21 protein-coding genes are annotated in these 18,282 nt (G+C 39.2%); 10 read left to right on the forward strand and 11 right to left on the reverse strand.

The genetic code is table 11. The annotated features are described in order from the left end of the window. Positions 1-27: 27 nt before the first annotated feature. Entirely contained in the window at positions 28-1,227 is a 1,200-nt protein-coding gene (locus KSU66_RS07220) for an MFS transporter (RefSeq protein WP_269050754.1), read from the reverse strand. 184 nt (positions 1,228-1,411) lie between these two features. Between KSU66_RS07220 and KSU66_RS07225 the strand changes: the two genes are divergently transcribed. After that, positions 1,412-1,783: a winged helix-turn-helix transcriptional regulator gene (locus KSU66_RS07225; RefSeq protein WP_269050755.1), complete on the forward strand. Its 372-nt coding sequence runs from the start codon at positions 1,412-1,414 to the stop codon at positions 1,781-1,783. A gap of 307 nt (positions 1,784-2,090) precedes the next feature. On the opposite strand, the gene KSU66_RS07230 is transcribed toward KSU66_RS07225, so the two are convergent. The 5 genes from KSU66_RS07230 to KSU66_RS07250 all read right to left on the reverse strand — a co-directional run bounded on the left by KSU66_RS07230 (position 2,091) and on the right by KSU66_RS07250 (position 6,910). Then, positions 2,091-2,516 (reverse strand): hypothetical protein, encoded by a 426-nt coding sequence (locus tag KSU66_RS07230; protein ID WP_269050756.1) that lies wholly within the window; start codon positions 2,514-2,516, stop codon positions 2,091-2,093. 121 nt (positions 2,517-2,637) lie between these two features. Then, positions 2,638-3,768 (reverse strand): conserved virulence factor C family protein, encoded by a 1,131-nt coding sequence (locus tag KSU66_RS07235; protein ID WP_269050757.1) that lies wholly within the window; start codon positions 3,766-3,768, stop codon positions 2,638-2,640. Positions 3,769-3,781: 13 nt separating this feature from the next. After that, on the reverse strand, positions 3,782-4,042 hold the full coding sequence (locus tag KSU66_RS07240; RefSeq protein WP_269050758.1) for a NifU N-terminal domain-containing protein: 261 nt from the start codon (positions 4,040-4,042) through the stop codon (positions 3,782-3,784). 43 nt (positions 4,043-4,085) lie between these two features. Further along, the gene (locus tag KSU66_RS07245) at positions 4,086-5,963 is read right to left on the reverse strand and encodes an ABC-F family ATP-binding cassette domain-containing protein (protein WP_269050759.1); all 1,878 of its coding nucleotides are present in this window, start codon (positions 5,961-5,963) and stop codon (positions 4,086-4,088) included. A 167-nt stretch (positions 5,964-6,130) separates the two neighbouring features. Next, entirely contained in the window at positions 6,131-6,910 is a 780-nt protein-coding gene (locus KSU66_RS07250; protein WP_269050760.1) for a DUF169 domain-containing protein, read from the reverse strand. A gap of 391 nt (positions 6,911-7,301) precedes the next feature. Between KSU66_RS07250 and KSU66_RS07255 the strand changes: the two genes are divergently transcribed. From KSU66_RS07255 to KSU66_RS07280, 6 genes are all read left to right on the forward strand, one after another. Then, positions 7,302-7,748, forward strand: coding sequence for a LytTR family DNA-binding domain-containing protein (locus KSU66_RS07255; protein WP_269050761.1), 447 nt, complete (start codon positions 7,302-7,304; stop codon positions 7,746-7,748). 13 nt (positions 7,749-7,761) lie between these two features. Next, the gene (locus KSU66_RS07260) at positions 7,762-8,190 is read left to right on the forward strand and encodes a hypothetical protein (RefSeq protein ID WP_269050762.1); all 429 of its coding nucleotides are present in this window, start codon (positions 7,762-7,764) and stop codon (positions 8,188-8,190) included. Next, positions 8,174-9,103, forward strand: coding sequence for an ABC transporter ATP-binding protein (locus tag KSU66_RS07265; RefSeq protein WP_269050763.1), 930 nt, complete (start codon positions 8,174-8,176; stop codon positions 9,101-9,103). Before KSU66_RS07260 ends, KSU66_RS07265 begins: the two co-directional genes overlap by 17 nt. Further along, positions 9,087-9,941, forward strand: coding sequence for an ABC transporter permease (locus KSU66_RS07270; protein WP_269050764.1), 855 nt, complete (start codon positions 9,087-9,089; stop codon positions 9,939-9,941). Before KSU66_RS07265 ends, KSU66_RS07270 begins: the two co-directional genes overlap by 17 nt. 205 nt (positions 9,942-10,146) lie before the next feature. Beyond that, a complete protein-coding gene (locus tag KSU66_RS07275; protein ID WP_269050765.1) occupies positions 10,147-10,443 on the forward strand; it encodes a DUF3219 family protein in 297 nt (98 codons plus the stop codon). A gap of 6 nt (positions 10,444-10,449) precedes the next feature. After that, positions 10,450-11,460 carry an LLM class flavin-dependent oxidoreductase gene (locus KSU66_RS07280; protein WP_269050766.1) on the forward strand — a complete coding sequence of 337 codons (1,011 nt, stop codon included), beginning with the start codon at positions 10,450-10,452 and terminating at the stop codon, positions 11,458-11,460. Positions 11,461-11,793: 333 nt separating this feature from the next. Here KSU66_RS07280 and KSU66_RS07285 read toward each other — a convergent pair whose 3' ends face one another. From KSU66_RS07285 to KSU66_RS07295, 3 genes are all read right to left on the reverse strand, one after another. Next, positions 11,794-12,936, reverse strand: a complete 1,143-nt coding sequence (locus tag KSU66_RS07285; RefSeq protein ID WP_269050767.1) for a glycerate kinase — start codon at positions 12,934-12,936, stop codon at positions 11,794-11,796. Between the two features lie 365 nt (positions 12,937-13,301). Further along, complete coding sequence (locus tag KSU66_RS07290; protein ID WP_269050768.1) at positions 13,302-13,571, reverse strand: YolD-like family protein; 270 nt, start codon at positions 13,569-13,571, stop codon at positions 13,302-13,304. Further along, the gene (locus KSU66_RS07295; RefSeq protein ID WP_269050769.1) at positions 13,572-13,790 is read right to left on the reverse strand and encodes a transcriptional regulator; all 219 of its coding nucleotides are present in this window, start codon (positions 13,788-13,790) and stop codon (positions 13,572-13,574) included. A 484-nt stretch (positions 13,791-14,274) separates the two neighbouring features. Between KSU66_RS07295 and KSU66_RS07300 the strand changes: the two genes are divergently transcribed. Further along, positions 14,275-14,799 (forward strand): hypothetical protein, encoded by a 525-nt coding sequence (locus KSU66_RS07300; RefSeq protein WP_269050770.1) that lies wholly within the window; start codon positions 14,275-14,277, stop codon positions 14,797-14,799. Positions 14,800-15,035: 236 nt separating this feature from the next. Here KSU66_RS07300 and KSU66_RS07305 read toward each other — a convergent pair whose 3' ends face one another. Beyond that, on the reverse strand, positions 15,036-15,284 hold the full coding sequence (locus KSU66_RS07305; protein ID WP_269050771.1) for a hypothetical protein: 249 nt from the start codon (positions 15,282-15,284) through the stop codon (positions 15,036-15,038). Between the two features lie 398 nt (positions 15,285-15,682). Between KSU66_RS07305 and KSU66_RS07315 the strand changes: the two genes are divergently transcribed. Next, positions 15,683-17,173, forward strand: a complete 1,491-nt coding sequence (locus KSU66_RS07315; protein ID WP_269050772.1) for a peptide MFS transporter — start codon at positions 15,683-15,685, stop codon at positions 17,171-17,173. Between the two features lie 65 nt (positions 17,174-17,238). Here the strand turns inward: KSU66_RS07315 and KSU66_RS21430 are convergent, their stop codons facing one another. Next, the gene (locus tag KSU66_RS21430; protein ID WP_443028949.1) at positions 17,239-17,604 is read right to left on the reverse strand and encodes a hypothetical protein; all 366 of its coding nucleotides are present in this window, start codon (positions 17,602-17,604) and stop codon (positions 17,239-17,241) included. A 184-nt stretch (positions 17,605-17,788) separates the two neighbouring features. Between KSU66_RS21430 and KSU66_RS07325 the strand changes: the two genes are divergently transcribed. Next, a complete protein-coding gene (locus KSU66_RS07325; RefSeq protein WP_269050773.1) occupies positions 17,789-18,277 on the forward strand; it encodes a DUF948 domain-containing protein in 489 nt (162 codons plus the stop codon). The last annotated feature ends 5 nt before the right edge of the window (positions 18,278-18,282 follow it).

The following is an 18,282-nucleotide window of genomic DNA, read 5'->3' on the forward strand; positions in this document are numbered from 1 at the left end:
CGGATTATTCGGCTCCAATCACCTCCTTTAGGATAGGTTAATTCTTTGCTGATCTTTTCTTTCTAGCGAACGACTGACGCTTGTTAATATGGCCGCAATCAGTACCATTACCCCACCAATCCAAGCCGTGTGAATGAGTCCAATCGAAGAAGTCACTACTCCGCCTACATAAGCCCCCACCGCAATGCCGGCATTAAATGCAGCTATGTTCATTGCAGAAGCAACGTCTACTGCACTTGGGACAAAACGTTCGGCTAACATGACGACATACACTTGAAGTCCCGAAACGTTCATAAATGCAAACAAGCCCATGAAAAGGATTGTGACTAAACCAGCGACTTGAAACGGCGCTGTAAATGTTAAAACGAAGAGCACAATCGCCTGTGCAACAAACATATAGAACAGCGAACCTATCGGGTTTTTATTCGCAAGCTTTCCACCAATCATATTGCCGATTGCAATCGCAATTCCGTAAACAAGTAAGATAATTACAATCGTTCCTTGTTTAAACCCTGTTATTGTCTGAAGCAACGGAGATAAGTAAGTGAATACAACAAATGTTCCTCCGTAACCCAATGCTGTAATGGCTAAAACAAGCAAGATTCGACCATTTGTTACGAGCTTAACTTGGTCCCGAATCGTTGTCGGTGGGCTTTGGCGTAAATTAGAGGGGACAAGAATACTATTCGCGATAAACCCGACAATCCCTATAACCACAATGGCTACAAAAGCAAAGCGCCAGCCAAACTGTTGTCCAATAAACGTACCGAACGGAACCCCTGTAATCGTAGCAACAGTGAGTCCCGTAAACATAATTGAAATTGCACTTGCCCTGCGATTTTCTGGAACTAAATCAGCTGCTATTGTCGACCCAATCGACATAAATATCCCATGTGAAAATGCGGAAATAACACGGGCCGTTAGTAAGATGCTAACACTTGTTGCGCCCGCCGCAATACCGTTCCCGATTATAAAGACAACCATAATCCATAATAATAATGTTTTCCGTGGCATTCTTGAGGTAAGAGATGTTAATATCGGTGCACCTACCATCACGCCTAATGCGTACAGCGAAACAGTCAGCCCCGCCGTAGTAACTGATATATCCAAGTCTTGGGCGATCAATGGTAAAAGCCCCACACTAATAAACTCTGTTGTACCTATAGCAAATGCACTAATAGCCAATGCAAGCAGTGCAAATACACTTCTCTTTTTTTCTAAAGTCATTTCTGCTCATCCCCTCTTTGCCGATGGTGTATGATTGAATTTATGAAGAATATATAATGTAATACACCGGCAAATGCTATTATGAATCATAGGGATTAAAAATAATAGTACGCACTTTAAAGTAATGTAGGCACCATTAAGTGCTATAGGTACTTTTAGGTTCCTATAGAAGTGGAGGATAAGAATGACAAAAAAGAAGTATAATATATCCGTCGAAGCAACATTGGAAGTAATCGGTGGGAAGTGGAAATGCGTAATTCTTTGCCACTTAACACATGGTAAAAAACGAACAAATGAACTCAAACGTCTTATGCCTGACATCACACAAAAAATGTTAACCCAACAATTACGCGAGCTAGAAGCAGATGGCGTGATTAACCGAATTGCTTACAACCAAGTTCCACCAAAAGTAGAATATGAATTAAGTGAATATGGCTTAAGTCTAGAGAGCATATTAGATTCTTTATGTGCATGGGGTGAGGTGCATATTACCAAAGTATACGGTGATAAGTTTTCCGTCCTGGAGGAAGGCATTTTAAACGAGAAACTAAAATAACCGCCGAATTCAGTAAAAAAATACGCCTTCCGCATATTTCATTGCGGAAGGCGTTTCTATTCGATTCGGACAAGTACTTTTCACGATACAGCTTTTTAAATCCACTTATACCCGCTTCAAACTTATTGTCGTACTTTCTCAATATACGTTCCATTTCTTCGATTCTTCATAATAAATAACTTTAAAATCATCATCGATATACTGGACGACAAAAACATCATCAAATTCAGTAAAGGTTTCCAATCCCTATGTCATCCTTGACATAGAAAATTTTCTTCACAAACACCCCCTACATTTATTGATTGGTTCAGTTATTTAATTCTTGATAAGCTAGCACCTTTAATGCTAATATTTCTTCATCCGTCAGCTTTCCTTCAATTTCATTTAAGAGGTTTAACATTTCATTCTCTGTCATTCCACTTGTTGCTTTGGACTGAATAGCTAGTAGCTCGCTAAGCCCGACTTTTTTAATTAAAACCCGGGTTGCTTGTTCCTTTGTTGTAAAGGGAAGCTTATTTTTATCAACATTTGCACCTTCTTCAATATAACTTTGTAGTTCCGGGTCATTTGCAACAAATTGCTTAATTTCATCCAAATAGCCACTATTTTCTAGTTCAACAGAAACATCATTCATTATTTTTTCAGATGCTAAATTAGTTCCAAAATAATATATCCCGTAGCCAATTCCGACTAAAATGATAATTGTAACGAATAATTTTTTCACAAACCTCATTAGATCTCCCCATTCTTCACCATGAACCTATTACAAAATAATTTTAACAAAAAAATTAAAAAAACGTTAGCAAAGTGTTTGATCCAACATTTTGCTAACGCTTTTATTTATTGTCTGAATTTCAGCGCCCAGTCCCCCGAGTCGCTTCGGTCATTTGTTTCCAAACTGACCCTTTAGCATCTTCACCCTCAGCAATACGCGCAATTGCCATCCGAATTTGAAGCTTTACTTCAAACTCCCGATCATTTTCCGCTTCTTGCAATGCTGGAAGTGAATTTTCAGTTCCTGTTTCGTATAAGAACATGGCTGCTCTCCAGCGAACTAATTTATTGCGATCTTTCAGTAGTTCAATTGCAGCATTTTCAAATCCTTCAAAACCAAGGTCGCTTAGGCAATCCCCTGCTGTACGTCGAACCGCCCAACTTTTATCCTTTAACGCTTTTTCAACGTATGGAATGACGGCCTGGTCTTCAATCATGCCGAGGTAAACCGTCGCGAGTCTTCGAATAGACATTTTCTCATCGTCCAATGCCCGGTCCAATAGCGGTGCATCCGACATATCGGGATCTGGCATTTGATCGAGAAGTTGGAATCTTTTTTCCCACTCATCTACAGAAAATTCTTCAAGCGTTATTTTTCTACCACGCTGAACTACTTCATTATGGCCTTCTTTCGATTGTCGAATAATTTCTTGAAGACGTTCTTCGGGATAGGCAGCTTCAACTTCTTGAATAACTATTTCACCAATTTCGGTCTTTTCCCCATATCGAATGCCGTAATCTGCCCATTTACGGAGTAAAATATAGTTTTCAACTTCAGCCCCGTGCACTTCATCCATCGCTTTGACAAATCGTTCACTTAAGCCAAAACGTTCTTCGGATAAGCTATCGAACACCTTCACTTGTAACGGAATGTCTTTATACGTCTGAACGTGGACATACACTTCCCCGTAGTTATCGTCTGCTTCCACAACCGGCTCAGTCTCTTCACCTTGTTCTTCATTGAATACCGCTTGAACATCCGCAAGAATCGCTTCCCATGCTACGTTTCCGGCACGTTCAACGGCCATAAAATTCATCACATGATAAATTCCACGAATTCCATTTATGTTTAACAAGGCGGACATTGGATGTGGAGCTGTTTCCGCATCCGCTTTTTTGTAGTTATAGCTCGTTCCTGCTGGTAATTCTGTATCCAATATAATTTTCATGGAATTCGGGCTCGGAGTTGGTTCAACTGTTTTAATTTGCAATTGGATTATCTCCTTACTTTTTTGGAATAATTGATTCGATGTTCGCTAAAATATCTTCCCACTCAACGTCTCCGCTTCGTTCTACCGCCATAAAGTTCATAACATGATAGATTCCTTTAATACCATCGATGTTCAGTAAAGAAGCAGCTGGTTCACTCGCAGTCTCTGCATCCTTTTTCATGTAGTTATGACTTGTTCCAGACGGTAGTTCTGTATCCAATACAATTCTCATTGAATTTGGATTCGGTGTTTGTTCAATTGATATAATTTTCATGTAGATTTCCCCCTGTTAGTTGTATTGTCTAGTAGCGCTTTTCTTATGCATCTAATTCTTGTAAGTACGTCCATCTTTCAATCAACTCTTCGTATCTTTCGTTCAATCCATCAAGTTTCTCGGTTAGAACTTTTAGCTTATCGTAATCGGAACCGTTAGACGCCATTTCAGCCTCTGTAGATTGGATACCGTCCTCAACTTTTTCGATGTCTGCTTCGATTGTATTCCATTCTTGCTTTTCAGCATAAGTCATTTTCTTTTTTAGTTCTTTCGGTTCCGACTTTGCAATTTCCACTGTCGGCTCAGTGATTACTTCTACCGGTGGCACATAGCTTTCAAGAAACTCTGTATAACTTCCGAACCATGTATCTATTTTGCCAGAGCCATCAAGTACCCATAACTTTTTAGACGTTCTGTCCAGGAAAAATCGATCATGGGAAATTGTAATCACTACGCCTGGAAACGTGTCAATAAAGCCCTCTAAAACGGATAACGTCTCAAGATCCAGATCATTTGTAGGTTCATCTAATAACAAAACGTTTGGTTGTTCCATAAGCAATTTCAATAAATGAAGTCGTTTACGCTCGCCGCCCGACAATTTACCGATTGGCGTTCCGTGCGCTTTAGTTGGAAACAAAAATCGTTCCAGCATTTGCGAAGCGGAAATCCGCACCCCTGAGCCGTCTTCAATATCGTTGGACGTTTCTCGAATATATTCAATAATACGTTTGTCAGGATCTATCGTTGGAATATGTTGATGGAAATAGGCAATTCGGACCGTTGTTCCTTTATCGATTTCACCTGAGTCCGGCGTACTTTCTTCTGAAAACATATTGAGCAGTGTTGTTTTCCCCGCTCCGTTCGGTCCCACGACGGCAATACGGTCACCCGATTGAAGAAGACATGAAAAATCATCGATCACCTTTTTCTCACCAAATGATTTAGATATACCGATTGCCTCAATGACTTTACGACCAAGACGCGTTGTTTTCAGTGCAACGTCCATTTCACCAGCTGTTTCTTCTTTCTTCACTTGCTCCGCAAGATCATCAAAACGACCAATTCGTGCCTTCTGTTTCGTCGTTCTTGCTTTCGCCCCACGTTTTATCCATTTTAGTTCCGTACGATAGCGGTTTCTAAGTTTATCATCCGAAGCTGCATTCATTTCTTCGCGTAGTGCTTTCGTTTCTATATAATCACCATAATTACCTGTATGTGAATATAAGGTTTTATCTGCAAGTTCGTAAATATGAGTCGCTATACCATCCAGGAAATATCGATCATGCGTAACGAATATAACTGCACCTTGCTCATTCTTCATATAATCTTGTAGCCATGTAATTGAACCTACGTCAAGATGGTTTGTTGGCTCGTCCAACAGCAATAAATCCGATGGCTCAATGAGTACTTTCGCAAGAGATACTCGCTTTTGTTGGCCACCCGATAACTCGGACATTTTCTTATCGAACGTTTCAATACCAAGTTTCGAAAGTATTGTGCGGGCCTTTGCGTTTAAATCCCAGCCATTTTGTGCATCCATATTATTTTGTGCCTCTGCATAGCGATCCTGATTAGCGGTCGATTCAGAGTTCTCCGAAAGTGCATCGAGTGCATTTTCATATTCCAAGTTAATGCGAATAATTGGTGCATCGCTATTGAACACGGTTTCCATTACAGTAAGTTCAGGATCCTCGTTAGGTTCTTGTGGCAAATACGTAATCCGATATTTATTCGGGTGCTCTTTGGAAATTGAATCCGCATCTCCAACACCTGCGATAATCGATAATAATGTAGACTTACCCGTACCATTAATACCGATTAGACCGACTTTCTCTCCGCTCAAAATTGTGAACGCGATATTATTGAACAACGTTTTTTCCCCAACCGTTTTCGTCAGGTTTTCAACGATTAATTGACTCATGACAACACATCCATTTCTACTCACTCATATATACAGTATAACTGATTATGGATACGTATTGAAAGAGTACGGCCTTTAACAGATTTATTCCCAACCAAAAAACTCCGATTCTGGGCACTTTTTTCAAAGTGTCTAGGTGTCGGAGTTTGCGTTCGTTCATCTATTTTTCATTTTTTATTATAACTAAATCCGAGACCTTCTTGCGCATCTTGCTGGATTCCATATTGGGCAATTGGATACCGTAGGCCGTTCTTCGAAAGTTTTTTCATCCCCTCAATGGCTTTCACTAAATGGCTTGGCGGAATCGCCATAAGCATTTCTTCGTCCAAGACTCCGCCGTACCGCCTTTCCGCATAACAAGGAATGGAAAGACTCGGTTCTTTCGTCTTCAATGCCCTGCCCCAAGAATCGGCACACGAAGATTCACCCACAACGCCCCAGTTGAGGTTTTTGTAACCAGACCATTGCAACCCATTAATCAGAATCATAATTTGTCCGGGTGTCCCGTAAATTAGACAAATGTCCGGATTGTCAATTCTACCCGAAACAAGTGGCGAAACTGCCATTGCTTCATATTGACCGTAGGGTACGACGTGCATCGCTTCTTGATGTGCCCGCGCATCCTCTTTTGTTTCAAACCATACACCAGCCATCGGTTCACCATCTAACCATTCTTCATCTTGTTTGTGTAATCCAATTACTGCTCCACATTGCGGCATTACTAAATCTTCCGCCGTAATACCAACTGTCCAACCTAACCGAGCCCCTTGTGCGACAATTTGATCTGTTGTATGCACTTTAGTGGGCCGACGAATTTTCGCAATCGCTTCCATGTCTTCTTTTGATTCATACATCTTCATACCAATCGGAATCGTTTTTATCCGCAGCAACTGAAATAAATCATCTACAACATTCTTCCATTCGATTACTTCCACTTGTTTTACCATTGTGAAACACCCCTTTTATCATTTTGAATGAATAGAACCCCAAATGCTCCCCAAGCACCCGGAATTATCTATCTATTCCTAATAGTATATACTTCAATAGGTTGCCAATCAAGATTGAATATTTTCAGTGACTATTATCACCTGTGTAATTCCTCTTGCCAGTCGCATTTCTCGAATATAATTGATAACTCTCATATGAAATCCTCTCCTTGAACTGTAAAGAATTCTTTACAGTTATAATGCATGAATCGCCTCTATGTGTAAAGATAACTTTACACTCTCCAGAAAAAAATGCACCTTATCAATCAGTAAATGCAACTTGCTTTGGGAAGCATTGTCCCTTGTTCAATCCAATGGTACGATGCAGTCAATAGAAATACAGTAAAAGGGTGTGAGGATCATTCGGATAACAATCGACGAATCTGAGAAACACGACGAGGTGGAAATCATCATTAAATGCCCTCGAATTGACGAGCGGCTTGCTCGCCTGATTAAGCAAATTAAACACTATGAAATTACTTTAACAGGAAAAAGGGAGGCACAAACATACCTTCTTGCGTCGGGGGAGTTATATTACTTCGAATCTGTTGATAACAAATCATTTCTTTACAATCAAAAAGAAGTATATGAAAGTGACTTGAAATTGTACGAACTTGAGCAGTTAGTAGAAGGAACGCACTTTATCCGCATTAGTAAAAACTTGATTGTCAATACAACATATATCGAAAGTGTTCGTGCTTTATTCAACGGCAAATTTGAAGCTACGTTAACAAATAAAGAAAAAGTGATTGTCAACAGACACTATGTCAAAGCATTTAAAGAGAAGTTTCTAACGTGAGGGGGAAAATCGCATGAAAGAATTTATGCAATATATTGCAACAGGTTGTGTTTCGTTCACATTCAGCTGTATTTTTTATCTTTTCTTTAGTCTATTAACTATTTTTCCTCCTTTTAATGAACAACTAGCCGTCACTATGCTATTCATTTCAATCGGCATTATGTTGTTGATTTACTTGACCCATTTATTACCTATCCAAAATCCATTTATTTCTCGATTATTGGAGGTTTTCATTGTTCTTATCGTTCTGCTTGTTGCAATCGTATTTTTCAATATGGTTCCATTCAAAAGTGTATATACTTTTTATGTTCTAGCGATGGGATTATTGACATATGCCATCGTAATTATTGTCTTATTTACCGGAGACCAAGCGGATGCGCAAAAAATAAATTCCGCAATACGTACGCATAAAAAGGAGAAATCCGATGAAGAAAATAATTGAAGTAGATAGCTTATCCAAATCGTTCGGAAAAGTTCGAGCGGTGAACAACGTTAGCTTTTATGTCGAGGAAGGTACCCTCTTTTCCTTTTTAGGAACGAATGGTGCGGGTAAATCAACAACCATCTCTATTCTTTTGACGCTTTTACAACAAGACAAAGGCAACGTCAAAGTGAATGGGTACACCGTTGGAAAAGAAGATCACGCCATTCGTAAAGAAATCGGCGTCGTCTTTCAAGATAGCGTAATGGACGCTTTACTTACTGTGGAAGAGAATTTACAAATTCGAAGCTCATTTTATGGGCTATCTAAAAAAGAAAGAGCCAAAGCGATTGAAAGAGTCGTTGCCATCGCCGACTTGAATTTATTTCTGAAGCGACCTTATGGCAAATTATCGGGCGGTGAAAGGCGGAGAGCGGATATTGCGAGGGCACTTATTCACAACCCTTCTATTTTGGTATTGGATGAGCCGACGACAGGTCTTGATTCACAAAGTAGAAAAAACATTTGGGAAACCATTATCCAACTTCAAAACGAAACAAAAATGACCGTTTTTTTGACAACGCATTATATTGAAGAAGCAGCGGGCTCGGATTATGTAGTCGTCATGAAAGAGGGACGTATTATTGCGAAAGGTACCCCCGAACAATTAAAAAATACGTATTCTTCTCATAAACTGACTTGTACGTCAAATGACGAGGAAGCGATGAGTGAAAGACTACGAATCGAAAAATACGACTTCAAAGTCGAGAAATCACTCTTTCACATTCCCCTTGAGGAAACAACAGATGCGATACCGATTTTAATCGCATTCACCGACTTAATCACATCTTTTGAAGTACGTAAATCCAGTTTGGATGATGTGTTCATTACAATTAATGGAAAGGCAGTGACAAGCGATGATGGCATTCACTAAACGTAATATTCTTCTTTATTTTAGAGATAAAACATCGGTCTTTTTTTCACTGCTTGCCGTACTTATTCTCATTGCGCTATACGTCTTATTTTTAGGGGATATGACTTTAAAAAGTCTACCTGACTTTCCATCCAAAAAAGCACTGCTAATGTCCTGGTTCATTGCGGGAATTTTATCCGTCACATCGGTGACAACAACGTTAGGTTCTTTCGGTAATCTTGTTGAGGATCAGGCGAATAAGACGTATATGGACTTTTATTCCTCCCCTATTTCGCGAGTGAAGTTAGTTGGCGGCTATATTCTTAGTGCGTTATTCATCGGTTTTATCATGTGTTTATTCACATTTATTACGGCAGAAATTTTTCTTTTCATAACTGGAGAAGCTCTGTTGCCTTTTAATAAAATGCTTGCAGTCGTTGGGGTCATCCTTTTAGCTGTTTTAGCGAGCGCCTCAATGGTTCTTTTGTTAGTTTCTTTCTTTAAAACATCAAATTCGTTTGCCGCAGCTAGCACAGTGATTGGAACACTTCTGGGTTTTGTAGCGGGCATTTATATTCCGATTGGCAGTTTGCCTGATTACTTACAAACCATCGTGAAATTATTTCCCGTTTCCCATTCAGCCGCATTGTTTCGCCAACTTTTAATGGAAGCACCCCTGGTAGATGCGTTTGCAAATGCCCCCGCTGAAATGAAAGAAGCATTTCAATTTGACATGGGCGTTTTCTATACAATTAATGGAGACAAAACGTCTATGTTGTTTAGTGTTTTCTACCTTGCCGGCACAGCTATTCTCTTTTTCCTTCTATCTCTGCTCGTTATGAAGAAGAAAAGTAAATGAATTTCACCGAAAATTTATCTCTCAAAATAATTTTCTAATTAACCAAGGGGTTTGGGTAACATTATGCCATCAACACATCTTCAAACCCCCTATTCGCGCTAGAACGAATGCCTATTAAAAAAGTGTACATACTTACAAATCAAAAATGTATGGTGTATCATTTTTTCAAATGAGGACTTAGAATTTGAAAGAGGAGTGATTTTTGTTGGCAAGTAAAATAGTTTTAAACGGCAGAGTAATTCATTTATACAATTACGAAGAAGAACTTGTAAATGGATTATATAAAGTTTCTGTTGATTTTAACGTCACAAGTGAAGATTATCATGACATTACGACTTTACTTTACAGCGGAACATTTGACGTGAAGGTTCCTGAGAAAGACTTAACATTTATAGGAACCATTCATAATTATTCCACTTCCATTACTAATTTGTATGTAAAGAATCAAATAGGACAGTTTAAATTGACTTTGCTAGAAGTGAGTCATAAAGAAAAGGACTGAAGTGTAATGAGATTAAGCATATTGGATCAATCCCCTATTTCTTCAAATCAAACTCCCTATGACGCATTGAATGGGTCGATGAAGTTAGCACAAGCTGGAGAAGCACTAGGATATACAAGATACTGGATTGCCGAACACCATGATTTACCTGGACTCGCATGCTCCGCGCCTGAAGTGATGTTAAGCTATATTGGAGCGAACACGAATCGAATTCGGATTGGCTCAGGGGCTGTTTTATTGCCCCATTATCGGCCCTATAAAGTGGCAGAAGTATTTAATATACTAGCAACATTATTTCCAAATCGAATTGATATAGGGATAGGGCGAGCGCCAGGTGGATCGGCTGAAGCGACGAACGCTTTATCTGAAAACTTTTTACAGAAGGTTTGGGATTTCCCTGTATTAGTAAACGAATTACTTCATTTTTTAGACGATGATTTTCCAACAGATCACGAATACTCAAAGATTTCTGCGTCTCCAATACCCGAAAATGCGCCTGTACCTTGGCTTCTTGGTACAAGTAAAAAAAGTGCTTTACTAGCAGCAGAAAATGGTATGCCATATACTTTCGGTCATTTTATGAGCGACAATGATGGAGCAGCTATAATCAAAGAATATATGGATGCCTTTAAACCGAGAAAAGAAGAACAAATCCCACAAGTCATCGTAACTGTTTCGGCTATTTGTGGAGAAACAACGGAACAAGCGGAAGAGGTCGCAGTAAGCTTACTCATCTGGTCTTTACAAAAAGTAAAAGAGGAAGGACATCAAGGCGTTCCTTCTATTAAAGAAGCCAAGCAATATAAACTAACCAAGAAAGAAAAAGAATCGTTTGAAAAAATGAAACAGAATATGATCATTGGCAATCCTTATGAAGTGAAACAGAAATTAGTTGAGTTACAAACTAAATATCAAGCAGACGAAATCATGATTAACACAATCACATACTCTCCAGAAGATCGAATTCAATCTTATAAACTAATTGCAAAAGAAGTATTTTCGAAAGAAAAAGTCTAAGAACCTACTGTATTCCTAAGCAACCTCAAATGGACATTCCCCTATATAGAAGATACCAACAAATATCCCCTAACAGGCATAAGTCCTGATCTGGGGATATTTGTTGGTATGGAACTACCTCAATTGTTTTTTAGTTATTAAGCCGAAAATCAGAAGAAGAGCAGTGGGTAGAAACCACACGAACATCAACATTGTCAAATGTGATTTGAACGACAATTCTTTCTCCACACCTCCCCTACTTGGTTCCTACCGTCCATAAACAAAATTACTTGGTTGAGAAAAAACGATATTGCATCTAATATTGGTACCGACCAAATCATTATCACAATAACCCTAACTACAACAATCACCCGCAAAATAATTTTCAATCGTCTGTTTCGTTTTCAAACGCAAATATCGATATGCCTGTTTCATCGAATCTTCTGCCGAAACCGTTTCATCCGCAATGGCATGAAGCTCAGTGAAAAAAGGTGCCAATTGCACGCGGCTTTTTTCATCCAAAGCACCTGAAATAAGGATGACTTTCTTCCCTTCCCTTTTCGCCACTTGTGCAATGCCAAACGGTGTTTTACCGGACAATGTTTGTACATCTGTTTTACCTTCCCCGGTCAAAACTAAATCGGCTTTTTGAAGATGTTCATCAAAAGAAATGGCTTTCAAAACGACACTGATTCCTTGTTTCATTTCACACGGAAAGAAAGCTTGAAATGTCCCACCAGCACCACCCGCCGCACCAGCACCTTTTTTCGCGTGCAACGAATTTCCATTCAATTTCTCAACTACATTCGCAAACTTCGTTAAATTTGCATCTAGCAATTCAATCATTTCTGCGGTCGCACCTTTTTGTGGACCAAAAACAGCCGATGCACCTTTTGGACCGACAAATGGATTTTCCACATCGCAAGCGATGATAAAACTACTTTCCGATACACGTTTATCGAAACCGGTACTATCGATTGCTTGTAGATTACCAAGTGAACCGCCTCCGGGTGATAACTCCACGCCATTCTGGTCGAGTAACTTCATACCCAAAGCTTTCAACATACCAGCCCCGCCGTCATTCGTCGCGCTCCCACCTAGTCCGATAATGAATTTCCGATACCCTGCTTCTAATGCATGAAAGATTAACTCTCCGGTACCAAAAGACGATGCTTGAAGCGGATTCAGTTCATTTTCGTTCAGCAACATCAATCCCGATGCTTCTGCAATTTCAATGACGCACGTTTCTTCATCCCCCAGAATCCCATAACTTGCCTCAATCTGTCGTCCAAGTGGATCTTGCACAAAGACTGTAACTAGCCTGCCGTCCGTGGCACCGACTAAACTGCTCATTGTTCCTTCTCCACCATCAGCCGCTGGTAGCAATACAGTTTCAATCGTTGAATCATAATCTTTAATCCCTGCTTCCATTGCCTTTGCCGCCTCGACTGCTGTTAAACTTCCCTTGAATGAATCGGGCGCCACAATGATTTTCATATAATTCACCTCCCAAATCCGCTGGACACCTTCATTTTATTCAGCATAAAGTAACGCCTGTTGAATAAAGTGAAAACGCTCACACTAAAGTATAGTCGTAGTATTCTTTTTTTTAACTTATACAAGCATTTGATATGTACTGCAAATGCCATAAATTCAACATTTCTTGAATTTGAAGCCACCTCTAAGTGATTGTATAAAGTCGTATCAACCCGTGGATTTTGGGGACGTCTGGGGGACATTAAAAATGCTGACGGGCGCACATTCACAAATTGAAGTTCATTATTTCTCGAATGATACTTATTATACAGAAGATAATCAAAAAACAAAACGACCTTTCCTTTATAGGATCGGTCGTTTTATAATCACTTGATGCCCACTATGGACATGATATTAATTTTCATACTATTAAATGCGTCTGTAAATAATGTGAGTTGGCCAACCTGTGCATCTGCTTCTCTGATTACCCCGGTAAAGCTTTCGTGTTTTTTCTCGAAGAATATCGTGATTTCAACCTCGGTTCCGTATTCCAGTGACTCGGCAATCTTTTCACCAATCTCGACAAAATCATGTTCTTCTAATTTTGGAGGTGCGACATAACTTTTAGTTACTTTCGGCTTTGGTACTGCTCTCATTTAGACTACCCTCTCTTTTTGTATAACGGGAACAAGTGCCAGCACGTTATCAATTCTAAAAGTGCGTTTGGATCCTCTCAAATGACAATATGCACGGAATGATACCTCGCCGACTTGCAGCACCTTGATTCTTCGTTTGCTGACTTCCCCATTTTTCGCCATGTACATCATATCCATTGACTCGTTACGCTTGACTGATTTAACTAATTGATTACGCACGCTCGTTCCCTCCTTTTATTTTATTGTACAGAATAAACGTTCGTATGTAAAGTAGGGAATCTAAATTAACTGATAAGCATAATTAACAGTGGATTAAAATCCTTTTCTGGTTTTTTGTTATAACACGAAAAAAGACAGTCTCTACCGTGTAACGGGTTCGGTTATTGGGGAGAAAGCATTAAATAACAATCTATTCGGGGATACAATTCACATATGAATTCGTGTCTATTTTTTATTGCTACATCAACACTTCAATGGATTTAACACATTAAATAGCACACCGATTCGCATACAAATTGGAGATACCGCATAAATTTATGCGGTGTTGTTAAAATACGTGCTAAAACTGAGGTAGTTTGGTTACTAATAAGTGAACTTATTTTCGAAGGAAGTTGGATACTTATAGTAAAATAAATTTAAATGATGTGAAAGTATTTACTTAAAATAACGAGGCAGGGTAATTTGATAAACAGGAGTGTGAATAATGAAAGCAATATCTAGTTTGATCATGTTCTGTGTAATGATTTTGTTCTTATTGGGTGGATGCAGCAATGATACAACACTAGAAGTAGCAATAGAAAAAAATACGGAATGGAAGGATGTCTTTTACATTACCCAAACAAACGATGAATTGGCTTTAGCATTCATGGAAGAAATGAAAGGAATGATTGAAGCTGGGTTAGTCGTTAATCGGAAAAATGGGTGGGAAACTAGTGATAAAACAGGTGGCTTAGGTATCGATGACCATTCAATAGGTTTTAGCGGTATGTCAGGACCTTTATATATAAATGAAGATGAATTTTTAGTTTTAACTTGGGGTTTGATAGTCGATGAAGAAATAGAAAAAATCGAGGTGGTGGATAACAAAGAAAAGGGAGTGAACATAATCGAGTCAAAATATGGAACAAGAATATATTATATTGTTGATACAAATCTGAAAGATGTTTCGGCAGAATACAAACTCGTTGCTCTTTCGAAGGATGGCAAGATTTTGTATGAGCGCCCTTAAGCTTGTTCTACTAACGGGCGCTTTAGTAAAATAAGGTTTCTAAATATACGTCAAAAAACTCTCAGATATTTGAGCGTTTTTCTCCCCATCATTACAAGTAATCCGGACAAACTAAAAGAAATTGCTACACTTGTCCAACTAACAACTGAAATGATGGTGCATCACTCACTCATCACTTCTCGTGCCGAATGGACTCGTAAATTAAAGGAGCTTATTTCCAAAGAATTGACGGGTAGTTACTTATCGCTCTCCGGTTGCTCAATCAACGCCTTCCCCCCAGAATACATGCCACTTGCCGACAATCCCATCATCACCCCTACAAGTATACCCCCTTTTAAATCGCCTGGGTACACGTAAAAAACACCTGCTAGAACTCCGAAAAGTAACGAGACGACGGGCAATAACTTTTTTCTTAACCCCGTAAACTTTAGTAATTCTACTATTCCTATAATAAGTGGAATTAACGCGACATCGTATATTTCCAATACGTAGTCCCCCTTTACTTGGCGATTAGATAACCGCTTAAAAATGTGAATGCATACGCCAATTTCTTTGCAAAATTAAGCGGCGTTTCCACCGAGTGGATGTGTATATATCCCATTGAAGGATTCATAGACAATCAATGCACTTCACCGCTACTTTATTCTATGGGAAACGGGATGATAACATGAGTAGATAACCTATCAAAGGTGAAAAATACGCTACCTTCATACTTACCTCTTTTTTCATATAAACTTGTGAAACTATCATATTAAAATAGTAAATTAATTATTATAATACCGTAAATTCAACAGATTACTAATTTAATTGATAAAAATTATTATTTTTGACAAATGAAAACCTTTAGTTGTATCATTGAAAAACAACAAAGGGAGGCTGTACAATGTCGAATTTGACTAAGCAACAAATTGTTGAAAGCGTCCCACAAAAAGGATTTTTTGGACATCCTAAAGGGTTATTCACACTGTTCTTCACAGAATTTTGGGAGCGCTTTTCGTACTATGGAATGAGAGCTATCCTTGTTTATTATATGTACTATGAAGTTTCACAAGGCGGACTCGGGTTAGATAAGACAGTCGCACTGTCGATCATGTCTATTTATGGTTCACTTGTCTATATGTCAGGAATTATCGGGGGTTGGCTTGCCGACCGCATTTTCGGTACGTCAAAAGCCGTCTTCTATGGTGGAATTTTGATTATGTTCGGTCATATAGCGCTGGCGATTCCCGGAAATATTACGACATTCTTCGTTTCGATGGTACTTATTGTGCTCGGAACAGGGTTATTGAAACCGAACGTCTCAAGCGTCGTCGGCGACATTTATGCGGAAAATGACAATCGACGTGACGCAGGCTTTAGTATTTTTTATATGGGCATTAATATGGGTGCGTTCATCTCCCCACTTATTGTAGGCAGTTTAATGAAAACAAGTTTCCACCTCGGATTTGCCGTTGCTGCTGTTGGAATGTTTATTGGATTGATCATCTTTGTTATGACGAAGAAGAAAAATCTAGGGCTTGCAGGCACGCAAGTCGCAAACCCGTTAGAGTCAATCGAGAAGAAAAAAGTTTTCAAAAGCTTTACTATTACTGCCGGATTAATTGCTATACTGATTGCAATCGCTATCCCAAGAGGTTGGCTCACATTTGAATCGTTTATAGCGATTGTAGGGATACTAGGGCTACTCATTCCGACGATTTATTTTGTTGCCATGTACAGAAGCCCGAAAACGACCGAAGTGGAACAGTCACGAATTATTGCGTACATCCCACTCTTCCTGGCGTCTGTTATGTTCTGGGCGATTGCTGAACAAGGGTCAACAATCCTTGCGTTATATGCGGACACACGAACGAATCTTAATATTTTCGGATACCAAATTTCACCGGCGTTTTTCCAATCCTTCAACCCACTTTTCATCATCACGCTGGCACCCGTTTTTGCCTGGTTGTGGATGAAGCTTGGTAATCGACAGCCAAATATCCCACAGAAGTTCTCATTAGGTCTTCTGTTTGCCGGTTTATCATTCATCGTTATTTTGTTGCCTGGTTATCTTGGGGGCATCGATACACTTGTGAACCCGCTATGGCTCATTCTTAGCATCCTTCTCGTCGTCTTGGGGGAACTTTGTTTGTCTCCAGTCGGCTTGTCTGCTACTACGAAATTGGCACCCGCGGCTTTCTCCGCCCAGACGATGAGCCTTTGGTTCCTATCGAACGCCGCCGCCCAAGCACTTAATGCGCAACTCGTCAAATTGTATTCACCCAAAAATGAAATGATTTACTTTGGTGGTATTGGAGGCATTGCAATTATTCTCGCGATTATTCTCTTTCTCCTTTCACCTATCATCCAAAAGTTCATGAAAGGTATCCGCTAATAACGGATCGAGTTTCCTATTTAATGAACCTCCCACGACTGAAGTCACGGGCTTCAGGGTTGGTGCTATCGCACATTGACCACTTGAGGCTGGGAGCACACAGCCGCTATGCCGTTAGCAAATGCTTTCGGCACTACTTTTCTTACAATATTTGCTGCTGCGTTAATGTCCGCGTTTAGCAATGTTTTTTTCGTACGGTAAAGTCCACGCTTGATTCGAGTTCCGCTAAAAGTATGCTTACTATTATTCCCCTGTTTGTAGGTCGGAATATAATCAAACTGATATTCAAATATATTATGGTTTGCTAGCCATCCGTGTAAAAATACAATAGTTTTCTTAGCGCTTGGATTGATATCTTCTACAAATACACTTACATCATCTTCAACTCGAATGAAATATCCGACTCCTACTCCTTCTTTCCAAAACCCCATCAACATGCTTCTCTATTGTATCGTCTTGCAGTTACGCTTATTCGAACTACATAAATCTACTCAAATTTCCATAATTCAAAGAAACTGAAAAGGTTTCTCAAACATTGTTTAGTTGTAACCAAATAGTGGTATTATCTATATAAGAAGCTATTTTTAATTATGCGGAAATGGAGGTGAGCACTTTATGGAAATCCTTTTATATGTAAGTGCTATCATAGCAGCTCTATCTTTATTGCTTATCGCAATTTTTGTCATTCTAACACTGAAAAGTGCTAAAAAAACGATGGGTGAAGTTTCAGAAACACTCAAACGCGTCGAAACAAAAATTAGTGGCATTACGGAGAAAACAGAAAGTTTAATGACGAAAACAAATCAGATTGCTGAAGATGCAGAGAAGAAACTACAATCACTTGATACACTATCTAAATCGGCAGAAAATCTAGGGAGTACAACTAGCTATATAAATAAGTCCATCCAAGACGTTTCGGACAAAGTATCAAATCCCCCTGAAAAGTATACGAAAATCATGGAACAAGCAAATCTAGTAACAGAAACAATTGCTCGTATGTACTATACGTTCAAGCGTGAAAAAGAAAATCAAAAACCACGCACCGTACAAACAAGAAAAAAACAATTACCCGCCCCACAAAAACGAATTGAATTTCTCAAATAAACTAT

Source organism: Sporosarcina sp. G11-34 (assembly GCF_026931025.1).